Genomic DNA, 17,739 nt, shown 5'->3' with positions numbered 1-17,739 from the left:
GCGGTGCAGTCCTAGACAGCTCCACCACACCGGAGGTCTTCGCCATGATCAAGCACCGGCACATGTCAACAACGCTCGTGATCAATACACCTAGGACCGCGCGCGGCGGGTGCGACCTGCCGTCGGACCGCGCGGGCGGCGGAATTACGTCAGGCTCCCGCGCGGTAGGCCGCGTCCAACCGGGGAAGGCAACAGGGGCACACGGTTGTCGACGGCAGGAGGTCTCGGTGAAGGTGGGTCTGTTGACCCGGGAATATCCGCCGGATGTATACGGCGGAGCCGGGGTCCACGTGGAGTTCCTGGCCCGTGAACTGCGCTCATTGGTGGATGTCGCCGTGCACTGCTGGGGCGACGGGGCGGACAGCCCCGACACCGGGGTGACCCGGCACCACGCCCCGTCCACGCTCGACGGCGCCAACGACGCGCTGCGCACCTTCTCCGTCGACCTGGCCATGGCCGCCGGTCTTCAGGGCCGCGACCTCGTCCACTCGCACACCTGGTACGCCAACCTCGCGGGCCATCTGAGCAAGCTGCTCTACGGCATACCGCACGTGCTCACCGCCCACTCGCTGGAGCCGCTGCGGCCCTGGAAGGCGGAGCAGCTCGGCGGCGGCTACGCCCTGTCGAGCTGGGCCGAGCGCACGGCGATGGAGTCGGCCGACGCGGTGGTCGCGGTCTCCGACGGCATGCGCGGCGACATCCTGGGCTGCTATCCGGCGCTCGACCCCGACCGGGTGCACGTCATCCGCAACGGGATCGACACCGCCACCTACCGGCCCGACCCGCGCACCGACGTGCTCAGCCGGATCGGCATCGATCCGCAGCGCCCCTACGTGCTCTTCGTCGGCCGGATCACCCGGCAGAAGGGCGTGCCCCATCTTCTGCGGGCCGCCCGCGAACTCGACCCGTCCGCGCAGCTCGTGCTGTGCGCGGGAGCGCCGGACACCCCCGCGCTCGACCGCGAATTCCGCGCGCTCTTCGACGAGCTGAACGCGGTACGCGACGGCGTGCACTGGATCCCGGCGATGCTGCCACGCCCCGCCGTGGTCCAACTCCTCACCCACGCGGCGGTGTTCGCGTGTCCTTCGGTGTACGAGCCGCTGGGCATCGTGAATCTGGAGGCGATGGGCTGCGGCACACCCGTGGTCGCCTCCGCGGTCGGCGGCATCCCCGAGGTCGTCGAGGACGGCGTCACCGGGCTGCTCGTGCCCTACCGCGAGGAGGACCCCGCCGCGTTCGAGGCGGGACTCGCGCGGGCGCTCAACCGGGTGATCGGCGACCGCGCCGAGGCGGAGCGGATGGGGGCGGCGGGCCGGGACCGCGCGGTGCGCGAATTCGGCTGGGACACCGTGGCACGGCGTACGGCGGAGCTGTACGCGTCGGTGCTGGCGCAGGGCCGGTAGGCGGAGTGAGCCGGTGAACGCCGGAACACGGGACCGGGATCAGGCACGAGAACGGCACGAGGAGCAGATATGAGCGGCAGAGACGACAAGGGGGGGTCTCGATGCGTGGAGGACCTTCGGTACTGGGCATAGTGCTGGCCGGTGGCGCGGGAAAGCGGCTGATGCCGCTGACCGCCGACCGGGCCAAACCAGCGGTGACCTTCGGCGGCACGTACCGCCTGGTCGATTTCGTCCTGTCGAACCTGGTGAACGCGGACATCCTGCGGATCTGCGTGCTGACGCAGTACAAGTCCCACTCGCTCGACCGCCATGTGACCACCACCTGGCGGATGTCCAGCCTGCTGGGCAACTACGTGACGCCGGTACCGGCACAGCAGCGGCTCGGCCCGCGCTGGTACCTCGGCAGCGCGGACGCGATCCTTCAGTCCCTCAATCTCGTGCACGACGAACAGCCGGACTACATCGCGGTGTTCGGCGCCGACCATGTGTACCGGATGGACCCCCGGCAGATGCTGGCGCAGCACATCGAGCACGGCGCGGGCGTCACCGTCGCGGGAATCAAGGTGCCCAGAGCCGACGCGGCGGGCTTTGGCGTGATCTCGCCCGCCGCCGACGGCATACAAGTGGAACGCTTCCTGGAGAAACCCCTCGACCCGCCGGGGCTGCCCGGCGACCCCCAGCATGTCTTTGCCTCGATGGGCAACTACCTGTTCAGTACGAAGACCCTGATCGACGCCCTGCACGAGGACGCGGAGGACCCGCAGTCCGTGCACGACATGGGCGGCAGCATCCTGCCCCGGCTCACCGACCAGGGCGTCGCCCAGGTCTACGACTTCGACAACAACCACGTGCCGGGCGAGACCGCCCGCGACCACGGCTACTGGCGCGACGTCGGCACGCTGGACGCGTACTACGACGCGCACATGGACCTGATCTCCGACCAGCCCGCCTTCAGCCTGCACAACCGGCGCTGGCCCATCTACACCCATTCCGGGCAGCTCCCGCCCGCCAAGATCGCCGCGGGCGGCATCGTGGGCGAGTCGGTGGTGAGCCCCGGCTGTGAGATCCGCGGGCAGGTCACCCGCTCGGTGCTGTCGCCCGGCGTGGTCGTGGACACCGGCGCCGTCGTCCAGGGCTCGGTACTGCACGACAACGTACGGGTCGGGCGCGGCGCCATCGTCAGGGGCGCGGTGCTCGACAAGAACGTCGACGTGCCGCCGGGCGCCACCATCGGCGTCAACCCGGACCGCGACCGCGAGCTGTACACGGTCTCCGCGGCGGGGGTGATCGCGCTGGGCAAGGCCCAGTTGGTGCTCTGACACGCACCGCCCGTCCGCGGAACGGCGGCCACCCCTCGCACCGAGGGGTGGCCGCCGTTCCCGTGCGGCCGGGGGAGCGCCGCCTAGCTGCCGTACACCTCCAACTCGTAGATCCGCGCCGCGGGATCGGTGTTCTGGGTCGGCGTGATCACGCTGAGCCGCACATAACGGGCCGTGGCGCTCACCGCGTTGGTCGTGGAATCAGCGGTGTTGCCGCGGACCTGGGCGACGGTGGTCCAGGTGCTGCCGTCGGCGGAGACGGCGAGATCGAAGTCCTTGGTGTTCCAGCTCGGGTCCTCACCGCCCGCCCCGGCGTGCCGGACGGTCAGCGAGGACAGCGCGTGCGAGGCGCCGAGGTCGACCTGGAGGGTCTTGGTGCCCGACACCTTCGAGCACCACTTGTCGCTGTTGCCGCCGGTGTAACTGCCGTTGACCGCCTTGTCGGGCGTCTCGGTGGTGCCGCACGCGTCGGAGCCGGTCGCGGTGCGGCCGAGCGCGAGATCGGCCTGGCCGCCGCCGTACACCTCCAGTTCGTAGAGCCTGGCGGCCACGGTCGAGCCGGCCGCGTCGTTGACCGGCGAGGAGATGGCGACCTTCACATAGCGGGCCTGGCGCGCCGAGACCGGGTGGTAGGTACGGCTGGAGCGCGAGCCCGTGACGGTGGCCGCGGTGGTCCAGTTGGCGCCGTCGGTACTGGTCTGGATGGTGAACGCGGCCGTGTTCCAGCCGGTGTTCTCCCCGCCGAGCCCGGCGTGCTTGAGCACGAACGACGACACGGTCTGCACCGAGCCGAGGTCCACCTGGATCGACGGATTGGCCACCGTGGAGCACCACTTGCTGTTGTCCTTCAGTGTGCCGTCCACGGCCTTGTCGCCGGACTCCGCGGTCGCGCACGGCGCCGAGGCCGTCACCGGCTTGCCCTTGGCCAGGTCCGTGCCCAGTTCGGGCGCGGCCGGTACCGGGGTCGCTCCGTCGGTGAAGGACGGCGGGACGTCGCCCGCGCCCGTTCCCCAACTCGCGCTCGGCGTACCGCCCATGGTGAAGTTCAGCGTCCCGCCGCCCGCCACGTCCGGGTAGCGCAGGTAATTGTGGCTGGTGGCCGTCCCGTTGACGCTGACGCCCTGCACATAGCCGCCGCTGCCCGAGGAGTTGATGGTGATGTTGCCGCCGGGCCGCTGGAGCAGCACGGACGGGAACTGCGGGCCGTGGATCGCCAGTGTGTCCGCGCCGGGCGTCGCCGGGTACACCCCGAGCGCGGCCCACACGTACCAGGCCGAGGTCGCGCCCAGGTCGTCGTTGCCCGGCAGGCCGCCGGGGCCCGTGGTGTACGACTCGGTCATCACCTTGCGCACCGCGTCCGAGGCGCCCGCGGGGTCACGCGCGTAGTTGTACGCCCACGGCACACCGTGCTCCGGCTCGTTGCCGATGTAGTAGTACGGCAGGCTCTGGCCCGCGTTGACCTGCGTGAAGTGGTGGTCGAGGCGCTGCACCGCGGTCTGCCGGCCGCCCATGTCGTTGATCAGGTCGGAGAAGTCGTACGGCACCATCCAGGTGTACTGCGACGCGTTGCCCTCGGTGAAGTTGTTCTGGCTGGCCGGATTCAGCGGCCATGCCCAGCTCCCGTCGGAGTTGCGCGGCTGCGTGTAGCCGGACTCGGTGCTGTACGTGTTGCGCCACCACTGCGCGCGCGTCATGTGCGTGGAGTAACTGGACGTGTTCCCCAGCGCCTTGGCGAACTGCGCGACCGCGAAGTCCGACGCGGAGTATTCGAGGGAGTCCGAGGGCGCGCCGGGCAGATAGTGCAGGTTGGTGTACGTGCCCTGATTGCCGCGGATCGGCGAGCCCTGCATCGTGCCGCCGTTGGACGCCTTCTCCATCAGCGACAGCGCGCTCGCGGTGTCGAAGTCCCTGGCCCCGAAGGCGTAGAGACTGCTGACGATGATCGGACCCGGATCGCCCGTCATCACGAAGTCCTCGTTGGTCTGCTGCGACCACTTCGGCAGCAGACCGCCCTGCTGCCCGTCCAGGACCATCGACTTGGCGATGTCGCTCGCCTCGGTCGGCGCGATCAGCGCGACCAGCGCCGCCCAGGACCGGTAGATGTCCCAGCCCGAGTAGTTCTGGTAGACCGGCCGGGTCGAATTGTGCACCGCGCCGTCGAAGCCCCGGTAGTCGCCGTTGACGTCACTGGAGACGTTGGGGCTCTGGAAGACGTGGTAGAGCGAGGTGTAGAACTTCTTGAGGTCGGCGGTCGCGCCGCCGGAGACCTGCGCCCGGTTGAGGATCTGGTTCCACGAGGTGTCGGCGGCCGTGCGCACCGCGCCGAAGTCCCAGCCGTTGTTCTCCGCCACCACGTTGGCCTGCGCGTTCGCCACGCTCACGTAGCTCAGCCCGACCTTGAACTGCACGGCCGCGTTGCCGGTCGTGTCGAAGGTGACGTACGCGCCGGTGTTGGTGCCGCTCGCGCTGGACGAGCCGTCGGTGACCGTGCCGCCCGACCAGGTGCCGTGCCCGGTCGGGGCGCGGTCGAAGCGGATGTCGAAGTAGATCTGGAAGGTCTTCGTGGAGCCGCAGAAGCCGCCCGCGGTGACGCTGCCGGTCACTTCGGAACCGTTGACGTTCACCGTGCCGCTGCGGTTTCCCGTCGCGCTGCGGCTGGTGTTGATCAGCAGCCGGGACGACGTGGACGAGGGGTAGGTCAGCTTCCCCATGCCGGTACGGGTGGTGGCCGTCAGCTCGACATTGGTCGCGTACTTGTCCAGCCGGTTCTTGTAGTAGCCGGGAGCGGCCGACTCGTTCGCCTTGGTGTAACCGGACGCGTAACTCGTCCAGTTGGTGCCCGGTGAGGTGCTGACCGCGCCGGTGACCGGCATCAGCGGCAGGTCCTCGTTGTTCGGGCAGCCCGCGCCGTCGAAGTGCGTGAGGCTGAAGTCCTCGATCGAGGTGTCGGAGTAGCGGTAGCCGGAGGGCGAGGCCGTCGGGGTGTCGGGGCTGAACTGTACGCCGCCGAACGGCACCACCGCGCCCGGATACGTACTGCCGCCCGCGCCGCCCGGCACGGGGTTGGGGGCCGAGCTGTCGTCGGTGCCGACGAACGGGTCGGCGTACTGCGTCAGCGGCAGCGTCGCGGCGTGCGCGGGGGCCGCGGCCAGGCCGCCGACGCCGAAGGCGGCCAGTAACAGGGCGCTCGCGGCGCCGACGGTTCTGATGCGGAACGGAGTGGGGGGCACGGAGGAGACCACCTTCTCGCGGAGGCGGCGCGCCGTCGTCCTTGCGGGCCGCCTCGGGGCACGGGGGCTGCGCGAAGTGCATGTGAACGTTACCAAGCAGAACCGAATTGTTGAGGTGTACCTGACTGAATGTCAAGGGTGCGGACCAGGCCGGGACATCGGGTGTTTCCGGCCGTACGATGCCCGTGCGGAGCCGCCGACGAGGTCCGTGCGAAAGGGGCGTGACGATGCGTCGGGTCGAACGCGCGAGGGCCTGACATTTTGTGAACGTTACCAAGCGCTCCACCACGGACGATGGTTGTCCGCGCCGTGGCCTGACATCATCGACACCAGCCCGTACGGCGGTCGGCCCGAAGCACGCCGAGGAGGAGGCCCGTGAAGCGCCCGACGATGAAGGACGTGGCCCGGACCGCGGGGGTGAGCCCCATGACGGTCTCCCGCGTCGTCTCGGGCGAGCCGGGCGTCTCGCCGGACACCGCCGCCAGGGTCGAGCGGGCGGTCAGGAAGCTCGGTTACCAGCGCAACGACAACGCGCGCAATCTGCGCCAGAAGAACCTCGGCACCTCCACCATCGCGCTCGTCGTCGACGACCTCGCCAACCCCTTCTACGCGCTGATGGCCCGCTCGGTCGAGGACGAGGCGCACCGCCGCGGCTACGTCGTGCTCGTCGGCAGCACCAACGACGAACCGCGGCGCGAACGCGAGGTCATCGCCGCCTTCACCGCCCGTCAGGTGGACGGCCTGATCATCGTGCCGACCAGCGGCGGCCACGGTTTCCTCAAGCAGCCCATGGAGGGCGGCACCCAGGTGGTCTGCGTGGACCGGCCCGCCAAGGGCCTCGCCGTGGACACCGTCACCGTCGACAACCGCGCGGGCGCCGAACGCGCGGTCAGCCACCTGCTCGGCCACGGCCACACCCGTATCGCCTACCTGGGCGACCGCTACGGCATCTGGACCCAGCGGGAGCGCCACCTCGGCTACCTCGACGCGCTGGCCGCGCACGGCATACCCGAGGACCCCGACCTCGTCCGGCACGAACTGCGCTCCCACCGCGAGGCGCGCGGCGCGCTCGCCGGGCTGCGCGCCCTGCCGGACCCGCCGACCGCGCTGTTCGCCAGCAACGACCTGATCACCATGGGCGTGCTCGACGGCCTCGACCACCCGGCCCCGGTGGCGATCGTCGGCTTCGACGATCTGCCGCTCGCCGAACGGCTCAGCCCGCCGCTGACCGTGGTCAGCCAGGACCCGGTGGCCATCGGCGGCACGGCGGCCAATCTGCTCTTCGCCCGGATCGGCGGCGACCGCTCCGCACCCCGCTCCGTGGTGCTGCTGACCCGTCTCGTGATCCGCGGCTCCGGCGAATTCCGCGGCCTCCGGCCTCCCCAACCCGCCCCGGATCAGCGGTGATTACCGTCAGCAGCGGAAGTCCACTGTCGCGTCATTGACATGCACACCATTCCCCATCAGGGTGAGAGCGCTCTCAGAACCGCTGCGGAGGAACGGATTCCGCGATGTCCGGCGACGTCTGTCCTCCGCGGTGCCCCAACTGATGAGGAGTACAGAGCGTGTACATCACCAAACGGAAACTGTTCGTACCGCTGGCCGCGGCCACGCTGATCGGCGGCGGACTGACCGCCGCGGGGCTCGCGTCGACCGCCTCGGCCTCGGTGCCGGACACCATTCCGCTCACCTTCACCAACAACTCCGGCCGCGGCGACCAGGTCTACGTCTACGACATCGGCACCAACCTCGCCACCGGAGAACAGGGCTGGGCCGACGCGGACGGCGCCTTCCACGCGTGGCCGGCCGGCGGCAATCCCCCCACCGAGGCACCCGACGCGTCCATCGCGGGCCCCGCCGACGGCCAGTCGCTCACCCTGAAGCTCCCCAAGTTCTCCGGCCGGGTGTACTTCTCCTACGGCCAGAAGCTGGTCTTCAAGCTGACCACCGGCGGCCTCGTCCAGCCCGCCGTGCAGAATCCGGACGACCCGAACCACGACATCCTGTTCAACTGGACCGAGTACACGCTCAACGACTCGGGCCTGTGGATCAACAGCACGCAGGTCGACATGTTCTCCGCCCCCTACGCGGTCGGCGTGAAGACCGCGGACGGGACGACGAAGACCACGGGACACCTCAAGCCCGGCGGCTACAACGGGTTCTTCGACGGCCTCAAGGCGCGGCCCGGCGGCTGGGCGGGCCTGGTCGAGACCGCGCCCGACGGCAGCGTCCTGCGCGCGCTCGCGCCCGGCCACGGCATCGAGTCCGGCGCGCTGCCCGCCTCGGTGATGGACGACTACATCAACCGGGTCTGGGACAAGTACAGTTCCTCGACCCTGACGGTCACGCCCTTCGGCGACCAGCCGGACACCAAGTACTTCGGCCGGGTCTCCGGTGACGTCATGAACTTCACCGACTCCTCGGGCGCGGTCGTCACCAGCTTCCAGAAGCCGGACTCCGACAGCGTCTTCGGCTGCTACAAGCTGCTGGACGCGCCGAACGACCAGGTGCGCGGCCCCATCTCCCGTACGCTGTGCGCCGGTTACAACCGCACGACGCTGCTGACCAACTCCGAGCAGCCCGACGCGGACGCGTCCGACTTCTACCAGGACGCGGACACCAACCAGTACGCCCGCGAGATCCACGAGCAGATGGCCGACGGGAGCGCGTACGCCTTCGCCTTCGACGACGTCGGCAACCACGAGTCGCTGGTCCACGACGGCGACCCGCAGGAGGCGTCGATCACGCTCGACCCGTTCGACTGAGCCGCGTCAGCGGCCCGGTGGGGTGACGACGACGGCCGCGGCGGCGGGTGCTGCCGCGGCGTTGTCGTCGTTGTTCCCGTCCCAGTCGGTCACGGTGTCGCCGACGATGTGGCCCGCGAGACCGACCGCCAGGAAGACCCCGACGAGGACCTTCGCCGCGGTGCTCATCAGCAGCGGCCGGGTGGCGGAGGCGAGGGCGCCGGGAACGGCTCCGGGCACCGCCCCGTAGGTGTCGCCCGGCACGGCGCCCGGCATGCCCGGCCGCACCGCGCCCGGTACGGCCCCAGGCGCGTCGCCGTCGCCGAAGAGCCGCTTGGGGTAGGCGGAGGTCAGCAGGAGTACGTAGGCGCTGAACCGCATGCTGTAGCGCAGCGTCGCGGCGCTCGCCTCGAACAGCGGCCGGGGCATGCGGCCGAGCACCAGCGTGATCAGCCAGATGATGAAGGCGAGCGCGTACCAGCCGGAGGTCACCAGGCCCTGCACGATGCCGGCCGGGATCATCAAGATGATGCGGAAGAACACCGCGAGCCGGTTCAGCGGCCCCGGCCGCAGCTCGATCCGCACCGGATAGTGCTCGGCGGGCCGCAGCGCGAACGGCGGATACCGGTCGACCAGCAGCATCGCGCTGGCGTGCACACGCGTCTCGTACGCCAGGAACGCGCCGAGGTAGCGGGCCACGCCCTCGGGCAGGTGCCCGGTGAACAGCGCGGCGAACCAGCCGACGATGACGGTGAAGAACGCGCCGACGCCGAGCACGAACACCACGATGAACTGCGGGATCAGCAGCAGCCAGCGCAGCAGCACCGTCAGCCGCCGCTGGCGGCCCGGGTCCGGCATGTCCAGTTCCGGCAGCCTCTCCACCGGCTCGGCCCCCTCGGGCCTCGCCCACATCGGTTGCGTCATGCCCGGCGCTCCGTCCCGGGGCGTCCACGAAGACGCCCTCGTGGACGAACCTCGCAGTACGGGGCACCCCTCGCATGTCCAGCAGGGCGGCCGGGTGACGCCCGGACGGGCCGCACCGCCGTGCGGGCGCTCCCGCGGGCGGTGACCATGGAGCGCGAAGGGGGGGCTTCCGTGTAGGCCCGCACGTGCCGGGCAGGCGCGGGAACAGGGGCGCCGCGCGTGACCCGCGGGCGCCGCCGCAGCGATGACGACGACCGAGAGGTGCGAGCCATGCCCAGGGGATCGAGTGCCAAGCGCGAGCGCCAGTACGAGCACATCAAGGAGAGCGTCGAGGACCGCGGCGGGTCCGAGAAGCGGGCGAAGGAGATCGCGGCGCGCACCGTCAACAAGGAGCGCGCCCGCTCCGGCGAGGCGCGCACCGCGAGCCGCAGTTCCACCCACGACATGTCGTCGGGCCGCCGCGGCGGCCTGCGCTCGCACTCCGGCGCGCAGGGCCCGACGAAGGAACAGCTCTACAACGAGGCCAGGCAGCGGAACATCAAGGGCCGCTCGTCGATGACGAAGGCGGAGCTGTCCAAGGCGCTCGGCCGCTGACGCCCGCCCGCTGACGGCCGCCGGGCGTCGGACGACTCGGGTTGAGGTCCGGGTCCCGGTCCAGGTCCGGGCTCGGGCTCGGGCTCAGTTGAAGGTGTCCGGGTCGGGGCCCGTGCGCTCACCGCGGTCGAGTGCGGTGATGGCGGCCATGTCGGCCTCGGGCAGCTCGAAGTCGAAGAGCCGGAAGTTCTCCTCGACGCGGGCGCGGGTCACCGACTTCGGGAAGACGATGTCGCCGCGCTGGATGTGCCAGCGGAGTGTGACCTGGGCGGGTGTGCGGCCCAGCCGTTCCGCGGCGGCCACCAGCACCGGGTCCTTGAGCACGTTGCCCTTGGCGATCGGGGACCACGCCTCGGTCGCGATCTCGTGCTCGGCGTTGAAGGCCCTTACGTCGTCCTGCACCAGGTAGGGGTGCACCTCGATCTGGTTGACCGCGGGGACGACCGTGCACTTCTGGAGCAGGCGGCTGATGTGCGGCGGCTGGAAGTTGGACACCCCGATGGCCTTGGCGCGGCCCGAGGCGTAGATCTCCTCCAGCGCCCGCCACGTCTCGGTGAAGTCGCCCACCGCGGGCCTCGGCCAGTGGATCAGGAAGAGGTCCAGATACGGCGTGTCCAGGTCGTCGAGCGAGCGCGCGAAGGCCGTGAGGGCGTCGCCGTACGCGTGGTAGGAGTTGTCGAGCTTGCTGGTGACGAAGACCTCCTCGCGCGGCAGGCCCGACGCGCCGACGGCCTGGCCGACTTCCTTCTCGTTGCCGTACATCTCGGCGGTGTCGATGTGGCGGTAGCCGATCTCCAGGGCGGTGGTGACCGCCTCCCGGGTGTCCTTCGGCGGGATCTGGAACGTCCCGAAGCCGAGCTGGGGGATGGCGACGCCGTTGTTGAGCGTGAGAGCGGGCACAGCAGACATGTGCGCGACTTCCTTGCGTGTCTCGGCGGATGATTCCCGGTGGAGCCGCCTGACCTGCGGCGACGAGCCCGGAGTGACAGGGCGGCCTTCACCCACCGTAACTTCTGCCGACGTATCCGGCCTGCCGACGGCAGACCCCGGCGCGCGGACCCTGAACGGGTCATGAGAGGCGCCCAGCCGATACGACCGGACGACGGGGGGGATGCCGCCGGCCGTATCGGCTTGTGAGGCGGGGGGGTGCCTCAAAGGTTCGGGTGCCCGGGTCCCGCACCGCCAAACACCCCGAATCCGGGAGCGTGCCGAATTCGCTTCGGAGAGCGCTCTCTCGGCAGGGGTGTAACCCGTTACGCTGTGCCTGTTCCGTGCCACGCCGCCCCGCGTGAAGGAGACGTCCCTTGTCCGACCCGAGCTTCGCGCCGCGTCCTACGCTGGAGGCCGTCGCCGCGCGGGCCGGGGTGTCGCGTGCCACCGCCTCGCGGGTGGTCAACGGGGGAGCGGGAGTACGGGGACCGCTGGTGGAGCGGGTCCGCAAGGCCGTGGACGAGCTGGGATATGTGCCGAATCAGGCGGCCCGCACGCTGGTGACGCGGCGCAATGACGCCATCGCGGTGGTGGTGGCCGAGCCGGAGACGCGGTTCTTCACCGACCCGTTCTTCGCGCAGCAGGTGCGCGGGATCAGCAAGGAACTCACCGCGCGGGACAATCAGTTGGTGCTGCTGCTGACCGAGGGGGCCGCGGATTACGAGCGGGTCGGCCGCTATCTGGCGGGCGGTCACGTCGACGGCGCGCTGATCTTCTCGCTGCACACCGACGGTTCGCTGCCCGTGCTCTCCAGCAGGGGAGACGTGCCGATCGTCATCGGCGGCCGTCCCACCTGGTCCGATCAGGAGTCCGGCCGCCGCGCCCTGTACGTGGACTGCGACAACCGGGGCGGTGCGCGGGACGCGGTACGGCACCTGCTGGGCATCGGCCGCCGCCGGATCGCCCACATCGCGGGACCGCTCGACCAACTGGCGTCGGTGGACCGGCTGGACGGGTTCCGTGACGTGCTGCCGGAGACCGACCCGCGGATGATCGCCGAGGGCGACTTCACCCCGGAAGGCGGCGCCCGCGCCATGGCCGAACTCCTCCAGCGCTGCCCCGACCTGGACGCCGTCTTCGCCGCCTCCGACGTCATGGCCTCCGGCGCCCTGCGCGTCCTGCGCACCTCAGGACACCGCGTCCCCGACGACATCGCCGTCGTCGGCTTCGACGACATGGTCTCCGTCGCCGAATGGACCGACCCGCCCCTGACCACCGTCCGCCAGGACATCGAAGAAATGGGCCGCCTCATGGCCCGCCTCCTCCTGCGCGCCCTGGAGCCCGCGCTGGCCGCCGAGGCCGTTCCGGCGCTGTCGTCCATCGTCACCCCGACCCGGCTGATCGTCCGCGCCTCCGCCTGAGGCCGCCGGACCGGATCAGCCGGACCGGATCGGTCGGACAGGATCAGACGGGCCGGACCAGTCGGGCTCGCTCGGCCGGGCCGGGATCCGACGGACCGGATCGGCCGGATCAGACGCGTCGGACGGACTGGTCCCGCTCGGCCGGGGCGGGGTTCGACGGACCGTCACCACTCCGCCGCGCGGGCCGAATTGTGGCACTCCTCCCGTATTCGTCGTGCGACGGCTCTTGACGAGGGGTCGCCGGAGCGGGCACGCTCCTTCTGGTGGCCTGAGAGCGCTCTCAGACGGAGCGGCCCCCCGACTCTCGGCGCACCGAACCCACCCGTTCCGCCCGACCGTCGCGTATCCGCGACCCACCCGCCATGGGAGCGCTTCCAGATGACCGCTGTCGACGACCACGCCACTGCCGAGGAGCTGCGGTTCCCGGCCGGATTCCGGTGGGGGACGGCCACGGCCGCGTATCAGATCGAAGGAGGCGCGACGGAGGACGGGCGGACACCGTCGATCTGGGACACCTTCAGCAGCACGCCGGGGCGGGTGCGCAACGGGGACACCGGCGACATCGCCGCCGACCACCGGCACCGGATGCCCGAGGACGTCGAGCTGATGCGCGAACTCGGCGTCACGGACTACCGGTTCTCGGTGTCCTGGCCCCGCGTCCAGCCGACCGGCCGGGGCCCCGCGGTGCAGCGCGGCCTGGACTTCTACCGGCAGCTCACCGACCGGCTGCTGGAGGCGGGAATCCGGCCGGTGGTCACGCTCTACCACTGGGATCTGCCGCAGGAGCTGGAGGACGCGGGCGGCTGGCCCGAGCGCGACACGGCGGCGCGGTTCGCGGACTACGCGGAGCTCGTCGGCGAGGCGCTGGGGGACCGCATCCCGCTGTGGACGACCCTCAACGAGCCCTGGTGCAGCGCCTTTCTGGGCTACGGCTCCGGCGCGCACGCGCCCGGCAGGACCGACCCGGCCGCCGCACTGCGCGCCGCGCACCACCTCAACCTCGGGCACGGCATGGCCGTCGGCGCCCTGCGCGCACTGCTCCCCGACACGGCCGCGGTCTCGCTGGTGCTCAACCTGGCGGCGGTGCGCGGCCGTTCCGACTCCGCGGCCGACCGCGACGCGGTGCGCAGGATCGAGGCGCTGGCCAACCGGATCTTCCTCGACCCGGTCTTCCACGCGCGCTACCCGCGCGACCTGATGGAGGACACGGCGGCGCTCACCGACTGGTCGTTCGTACGGGACGGCGACCTCGCCGAGATCTCCCGGCCGATCGACGTACTCGGCCTCAACTACTACAGCCCCACCGTGGTCGCCGCCGCGGCGGCCTCGCCCTCCGCCGTGCCCGGCCGCCCCTCCCCGGCGGAGCCCTCGCCGTGGCCGGGCACCGACGGCGTCGTCCGCTTCCTGCCCGCGGAGGGCCCGCGCACCGCGATGGGCTGGCCGGTCGACGCCGAGGGCCTGACCGGACTGCTGCGCCGCCTGGGCAGGGAACTGCCCCGCGTGCCGCTGATGATCACCGAGAACGGCGCCGCGTACCACGACTACGCCGACCCGTCGGGCGCCGTCCACGACCCCGAGCGGATCGCCTACCTGGCCGGCCATCTGGCCGCCGTGCTGGAGGCGGTGCGCTCGGGCGTGGACGTCCGCGGCTACTTCCTCTGGTCGCTGCTCGACAACTTCGAGTGGTCCTACGGCTACAGCAAGCGCTTCGGCATCGTGCACGTCGACTTCGCCAGCCAGCGCCGCACCCTCAAGGACAGCGCCCGGTGGTACGCCGACCTGATCGCGGCCAACCGCGCCGCGCCCGGCGCGCCGGGACCGCGCCACCCGCACCGCCGCGGTGCCGGAGTCCGCGCGGTGTGAGGCGGGCGGGGCGTGTCGCGGTCCGGCCGTGCGCGCCGGGCCCGGTCAGCGCGCGGCTGGCCCGGCCGGGTCGACGCGGTGCCGCTGTACGTGCTCGTACGCCATCGTCGTCTGCACATCGGCGATCTCGCGGCGCTCGGTGAGCCGGTCGATGACGAAGGCGTAGACGCCGTTCACGTCGGGGACCGCGATGTGGATCAGGAAGTCGTGCGGGCCCGAGGTGACGAACAGGCCGATCACCTCGGGCAGCGTGGCGGCCCACTCGCGGAAGCCCTCGATGACCGGCCGGGCGGGCGGCCTGACCCGTACCGCGATCAGCGCCTGCACCGGGCGGCCGATCGCTTCGAGGTCCAGGGTCGCGTGGTAGCCGGTGATCACCCCGCGGTCGCGCAGCTGCTTGACGCGTTCGAGCGAGGTGGAGGGGGAGACGCCGGTCTTGGCGGCGAGATCGCGGTTGGTCTGCCGTGCGTCGTGCTGCAATTCCCCCAGCAGAGCCTGGTCCAGCGCATCAAATTCCACGAGAGTCCCTATCTGCCTGATGAAGTTCGGTAGCTCTGAGAGAAGACGGCACGTGTGCCTAGTCTAGGCGGCGGATTCCCGATCGGATGGAGGGCGCCGCATGGACGTGCGCACGGACCTGTCGACCCGGCAGGCGAAACTCAAATGGGTCATCGTCGTGGACGAGGAGCTGCCCGCCGGGCGGCTGGTGAACGCCGCCGCCTGCATGGCCGCCTCGGTCGGCAAGGAACTGCCGGACCTGGTGGGGCGCGGCGGCGAGGACGCCTCGGGCGGCGTGCACCCCGGCCTGCCCTGGGCGGGCTGCTCCGTCCTCGCCGCCGACGCCGGCACGCTGCGTGAGCTGCGCGGCAAGGCGGCGGCCAAGGACGGTGTCCTGGTGGTCGACATGCCCGAGGCGGCCCAGACCTCACGGGTCTACGACCAGTATCTGGACCAGCTCGCGGGCACCAAGGGCGAGGACGTGGCGTACAGCGCGATCAGCCTGGTGGGCCCGCGCAACGCGGTGGACCGACTGGTCGGCAGGCTCCCGCTGCTGCGCTGAGCGCGAGTACGGGCCGCGGGCGCGTACGCACGGGCCGCCGCGTATCCGCCGGTAGGTGTGCGCGTGTGCGTCCCGTACCCGCGGTGTGCGCCCCGTACCCGCCGGTACGTACTCGTCCCGGCGCTCCCGACGCGCCCGTCGGCGCCAGTCGAGCGATGATCGAGGGATGAGGCGTACCGGTCGCGAGATGGGCGTCCCCGAGCTGGAGCCCGAGGTGTTCGACCGTGCCATCGTGTCCGTGGCCCTGACGTCGGGGCCCGAGCACCGGCTGGTGTACTACAACGACGCCTTCCACGACCTGTTCGGACCGCGCCCGCTCGGCGTCCCGGCGGGCGAGGTGTTCGACGAGCCGCACGAGTCGCCGTACCTCGACCTGCTCGACGTGGTCTACACGGACAAGGCGCCGCGCCAGGTGACCACCCCGCGCACCACGCGGAGCACCACGCCCGGCGCGCCCGGGCGGCGGCATTTCGTGTACAGCCTCTCGCCCGTGGTGTCCCGGCACGGCCCCGGCGTGCTGACCGTCGCGATCGACACCACCGCGCACATCGAGGCCGCCGAGCGGGCCGAGGAGCTGTCGGAGGAGCGCCACCAGGCGTTGCAGCGCTACGAGGCGCTGATGTCGGCCGTCTCGCAGATCGTCTGGCTGATGCGGCCCGACGGCGCGATCACCGAGCTGGTCGGCGGCTTCGAGGAGTTCACGGGGCTGCCATGGCGGTCCAGGATCGACGAGGTGTGGTTGGAGTCGGTGCACCCGCACGACCGCGCCGGGCTCCTCCAGACCTTCCAGGAGGCGGCGACCGGGCCGGCCACGATGTTCGTGTGCACCTTCCGGATGCGTACGGCGACCGGCGCGTACCGGCGCGTGCAGTCGCGGGCGGTGCCGGTCGTGCGCGACGGCGAGACCGTCGAGTGGATCGGCACCACCTCCGACGTCGAGGACCAGTGGCGCAACCGGCTGCGCGAGCGGCTGCTGGCCCGGGTCGCCACCGTCACCGCCGCGCAGGACGTGGCCCAGGCGTTCGCCGCGACGGCCTCGGCGGTCGTACCGGAGCTGACCGACGCCTGCGTGGTGTTCCTGCTGCCCGCCGTGGGGCTGCCTCCCGGTCCCGGCGGGGCGGCCACCGCCACCCGGATCGCCGAGACGGCCAGGGCGGGACTGCCCGACCTGCCGCCGCTGAACGACCAGCCGTACCAGGTCGGCCCGGTCGTCCAGCAGGTGATCGAGAGCCGCAGGCCCCGGCTGGTGACCTTCCCCAGCGGCGAACCGCCGCCCGGCATCGTCCCCGACGCGTCCACCGCCTGGCTGCGCAAGGTCAGGGCCACCAGCCTCACCATCGTGCCGATCGTCATCGACGCGGCCGTGGTCGCCTTCGCCGTCGCGGCGGCCTGCGCCGACAGCCCGCCGCCGGGCCCCGCCGACCTCGCGCTGCTCGGCGAGATCCTGCACGAGGTGCGCGACCCGCTGCGCCAGGCGCTGGAGCTCCAGCGCACCCGGCACACCGCCCTCACCCTCCAGCGGGCCCTGCTCACCCCCACCCCGCGCGTGCCGGGCGCCGAACTGGCCGCGCACTACCAGCCCGCCAGCAAGACCGCCGAGATCGGCGGCGACTGGTACGACGCGCTGCTGCTCCCCGACGGCTCCGTCGCCCTCACCATCGGCGACATCGCGGGCCACGACCTGGAGGCGGCCACGTCGATGAGCCAGCTGCGCAGCATGCTCCGCGTCATCGCCTACGACCAGGTCCACCCCGGCACGCCCGCCGACAGCCTCGCCCGGCTCGACCGCGTCGCCGACGGCCTGGGCATCGCGCCGCTGGTCACCGCCGTCCACGCACAGCTCACGCCGGGGCCGGGCGGCGGCTGGCACGCGGCCTGGTCCAACGCGGGCCACCCGCCGCCGCTGCTGCTCCCGGTCTCAGGGGCGCCGCGCTTCCTCCAGGGCGAAGGGCCCGACCTGCCGCTGTGCGTCGACCCGGCGCTGCCGCGCGCCACCTGGCACCACGAACTGCGCCTGGGCGACACGCTGTTGCTCTACACCGACGGGCTGATCGAGGTGCCGGGCACCGACCTCACCGAGGGCATGGCGCATCTGGCCGCGCACGCGGAGGAGGCGCAGTCCGACGGGGTGCCGCTGGCCGCGCTCTGCGCCAGGCTGCTGGCCGCCGCCGACTCGCGGCGCGACGACGCGGCCGTGATCGGCTTCCGGCCGACCGCGCAGGGGCGGGTGTGGGAGGGGATGTGGGGCTGA

The 17,739-nt window shown here is 71.5% G+C and carries 13 protein-coding genes; 9 read left to right on the top strand and 4 right to left on the bottom strand.

The features are described from left to right. Positions 1 to 227: 227 nt before the first annotated feature. Together glgA and glgC are read left to right on the top strand one after the other, a co-directional pair. Complete coding sequence (gene glgA, locus ACFZAM_RS13540; protein WP_391045618.1) at positions 228 to 1,403, top strand: glycogen synthase; 1,176 nt, start codon at positions 228 to 230, stop codon at positions 1,401 to 1,403. Positions 1,404 to 1,504: 101 nt separating this feature from the next. Beyond that, complete coding sequence (gene glgC, locus ACFZAM_RS13535; protein ID WP_355345901.1) at positions 1,505 to 2,722, top strand: glucose-1-phosphate adenylyltransferase; 1,218 nt, start codon at positions 1,505 to 1,507, stop codon at positions 2,720 to 2,722. Between the two features lie 83 nt (positions 2,723 to 2,805). On the opposite strand, the gene ACFZAM_RS13530 is transcribed toward glgC, so the two are convergent. Continuing rightward, positions 2,806 to 5,952, bottom strand: coding sequence for a GH92 family glycosyl hydrolase (locus tag ACFZAM_RS13530; RefSeq protein WP_391045615.1), 3,147 nt, complete (start codon positions 5,950 to 5,952; stop codon positions 2,806 to 2,808). A 375-nt stretch (positions 5,953 to 6,327) separates the two neighbouring features. Here ACFZAM_RS13530 and ACFZAM_RS13525 point away from each other — a divergent pair, with 375 nt between their 5' ends. Beyond that, positions 6,328 to 7,359, top strand: a complete 1,032-nt coding sequence (locus ACFZAM_RS13525; RefSeq protein WP_391045613.1) for a substrate-binding domain-containing protein — start codon at positions 6,328 to 6,330, stop codon at positions 7,357 to 7,359. Positions 7,360 to 7,517: 158 nt separating this feature from the next. Continuing rightward, positions 7,518 to 8,717 (top strand): beta-1,3-glucanase family protein, encoded by a 1,200-nt coding sequence (locus ACFZAM_RS13520; protein ID WP_391045610.1) that lies wholly within the window; start codon positions 7,518 to 7,520, stop codon positions 8,715 to 8,717. A 6-nt stretch (positions 8,718 to 8,723) separates the two neighbouring features. Here ACFZAM_RS13520 and ACFZAM_RS13515 read toward each other — a convergent pair whose 3' ends face one another. Then, on the bottom strand, positions 8,724 to 9,620 hold the full coding sequence (locus ACFZAM_RS13515) for a DUF4389 domain-containing protein (RefSeq protein WP_391045607.1): 897 nt from the start codon (positions 9,618 to 9,620) through the stop codon (positions 8,724 to 8,726). A 270-nt stretch (positions 9,621 to 9,890) separates the two neighbouring features. Between ACFZAM_RS13515 and ACFZAM_RS13510 the strand changes: the two genes are divergently transcribed. After that, complete coding sequence (locus ACFZAM_RS13510) at positions 9,891 to 10,214, top strand: plasmid stabilization protein (RefSeq protein ID WP_355345913.1); 324 nt, start codon at positions 9,891 to 9,893, stop codon at positions 10,212 to 10,214. Positions 10,215 to 10,298: 84 nt separating this feature from the next. On the opposite strand, the gene ACFZAM_RS13505 is transcribed toward ACFZAM_RS13510, so the two are convergent. Continuing rightward, positions 10,299 to 11,123, bottom strand: coding sequence for an aldo/keto reductase (locus tag ACFZAM_RS13505; protein ID WP_355345915.1), 825 nt, complete (start codon positions 11,121 to 11,123; stop codon positions 10,299 to 10,301). A gap of 395 nt (positions 11,124 to 11,518) precedes the next feature. Between ACFZAM_RS13505 and ACFZAM_RS13500 the strand changes: the two genes are divergently transcribed. Together ACFZAM_RS13500 and ACFZAM_RS13495 are read left to right on the top strand one after the other, a co-directional pair. Next, positions 11,519 to 12,565, top strand: coding sequence for a LacI family DNA-binding transcriptional regulator (locus ACFZAM_RS13500; RefSeq protein WP_355345918.1), 1,047 nt, complete (start codon positions 11,519 to 11,521; stop codon positions 12,563 to 12,565). 378 nt (positions 12,566 to 12,943) lie between these two features. Continuing rightward, on the top strand, positions 12,944 to 14,428 hold the full coding sequence (locus ACFZAM_RS13495; protein ID WP_391045602.1) for a GH1 family beta-glucosidase: 1,485 nt from the start codon (positions 12,944 to 12,946) through the stop codon (positions 14,426 to 14,428). 45 nt (positions 14,429 to 14,473) lie between these two features. Here ACFZAM_RS13495 and ACFZAM_RS13490 read toward each other — a convergent pair whose 3' ends face one another. After that, entirely contained in the window at positions 14,474 to 14,947 is a 474-nt protein-coding gene (locus tag ACFZAM_RS13490) for an Lrp/AsnC family transcriptional regulator (protein ID WP_355345924.1), read from the bottom strand. 100 nt (positions 14,948 to 15,047) lie between these two features. Between ACFZAM_RS13490 and ACFZAM_RS13485 the strand changes: the two genes are divergently transcribed. Beyond that, on the top strand, positions 15,048 to 15,488 hold the full coding sequence (locus tag ACFZAM_RS13485) for a DUF2000 family protein (RefSeq protein ID WP_391045598.1): 441 nt from the start codon (positions 15,048 to 15,050) through the stop codon (positions 15,486 to 15,488). A 166-nt stretch (positions 15,489 to 15,654) separates the two neighbouring features. Then, entirely contained in the window at positions 15,655 to 17,739 is a 2,085-nt protein-coding gene (locus ACFZAM_RS13480) for a SpoIIE family protein phosphatase (RefSeq protein ID WP_391045596.1), read from the top strand.

Source organism: Streptomyces sp. NPDC008079 (assembly GCF_042957385.1).
Lineage (GTDB): Bacteria > Actinomycetota > Actinomycetes > Streptomycetales > Streptomycetaceae > Actinacidiphila.
The sequence above is the reverse complement of the archived record's forward strand: the minus strand, read 5'-3'. Positions and strand labels throughout refer to the sequence as shown.

What these genes read in the sequence shown, in the direction of transcription:
- glgC (WP_355345901.1), top strand. Translation starts at nt 1,505, where the DNA reads ATGCGTGGAGGACCTTCGGTACTGGGCATAGTGCTGGCCGGTGGCGCG.
- ACFZAM_RS13515 (WP_391045607.1), bottom strand. Translation starts at nt 9,620, where the DNA reads ATGACGCAACCGATGTGGGCGAGGCCCGAGGGGGCCGAGCCGGTGGAG.
- ACFZAM_RS13510 (WP_355345913.1), top strand. Translation starts at nt 9,891, where the DNA reads ATGCCCAGGGGATCGAGTGCCAAGCGCGAGCGCCAGTACGAGCACATC.
- ACFZAM_RS13505 (WP_355345915.1), bottom strand. Translation starts at nt 11,123, where the DNA reads ATGTCTGCTGTGCCCGCTCTCACGCTCAACAACGGCGTCGCCATCCCC.
- ACFZAM_RS13495 (WP_391045602.1), top strand. Translation starts at nt 12,944, where the DNA reads ATGACCGCTGTCGACGACCACGCCACTGCCGAGGAGCTGCGGTTCCCG.
- ACFZAM_RS13485 (WP_391045598.1), top strand. Translation starts at nt 15,048, where the DNA reads ATGGACGTGCGCACGGACCTGTCGACCCGGCAGGCGAAACTCAAATGG.
- ACFZAM_RS13480 (WP_391045596.1), top strand. Translation starts at nt 15,655, where the DNA reads ATGAGGCGTACCGGTCGCGAGATGGGCGTCCCCGAGCTGGAGCCCGAG.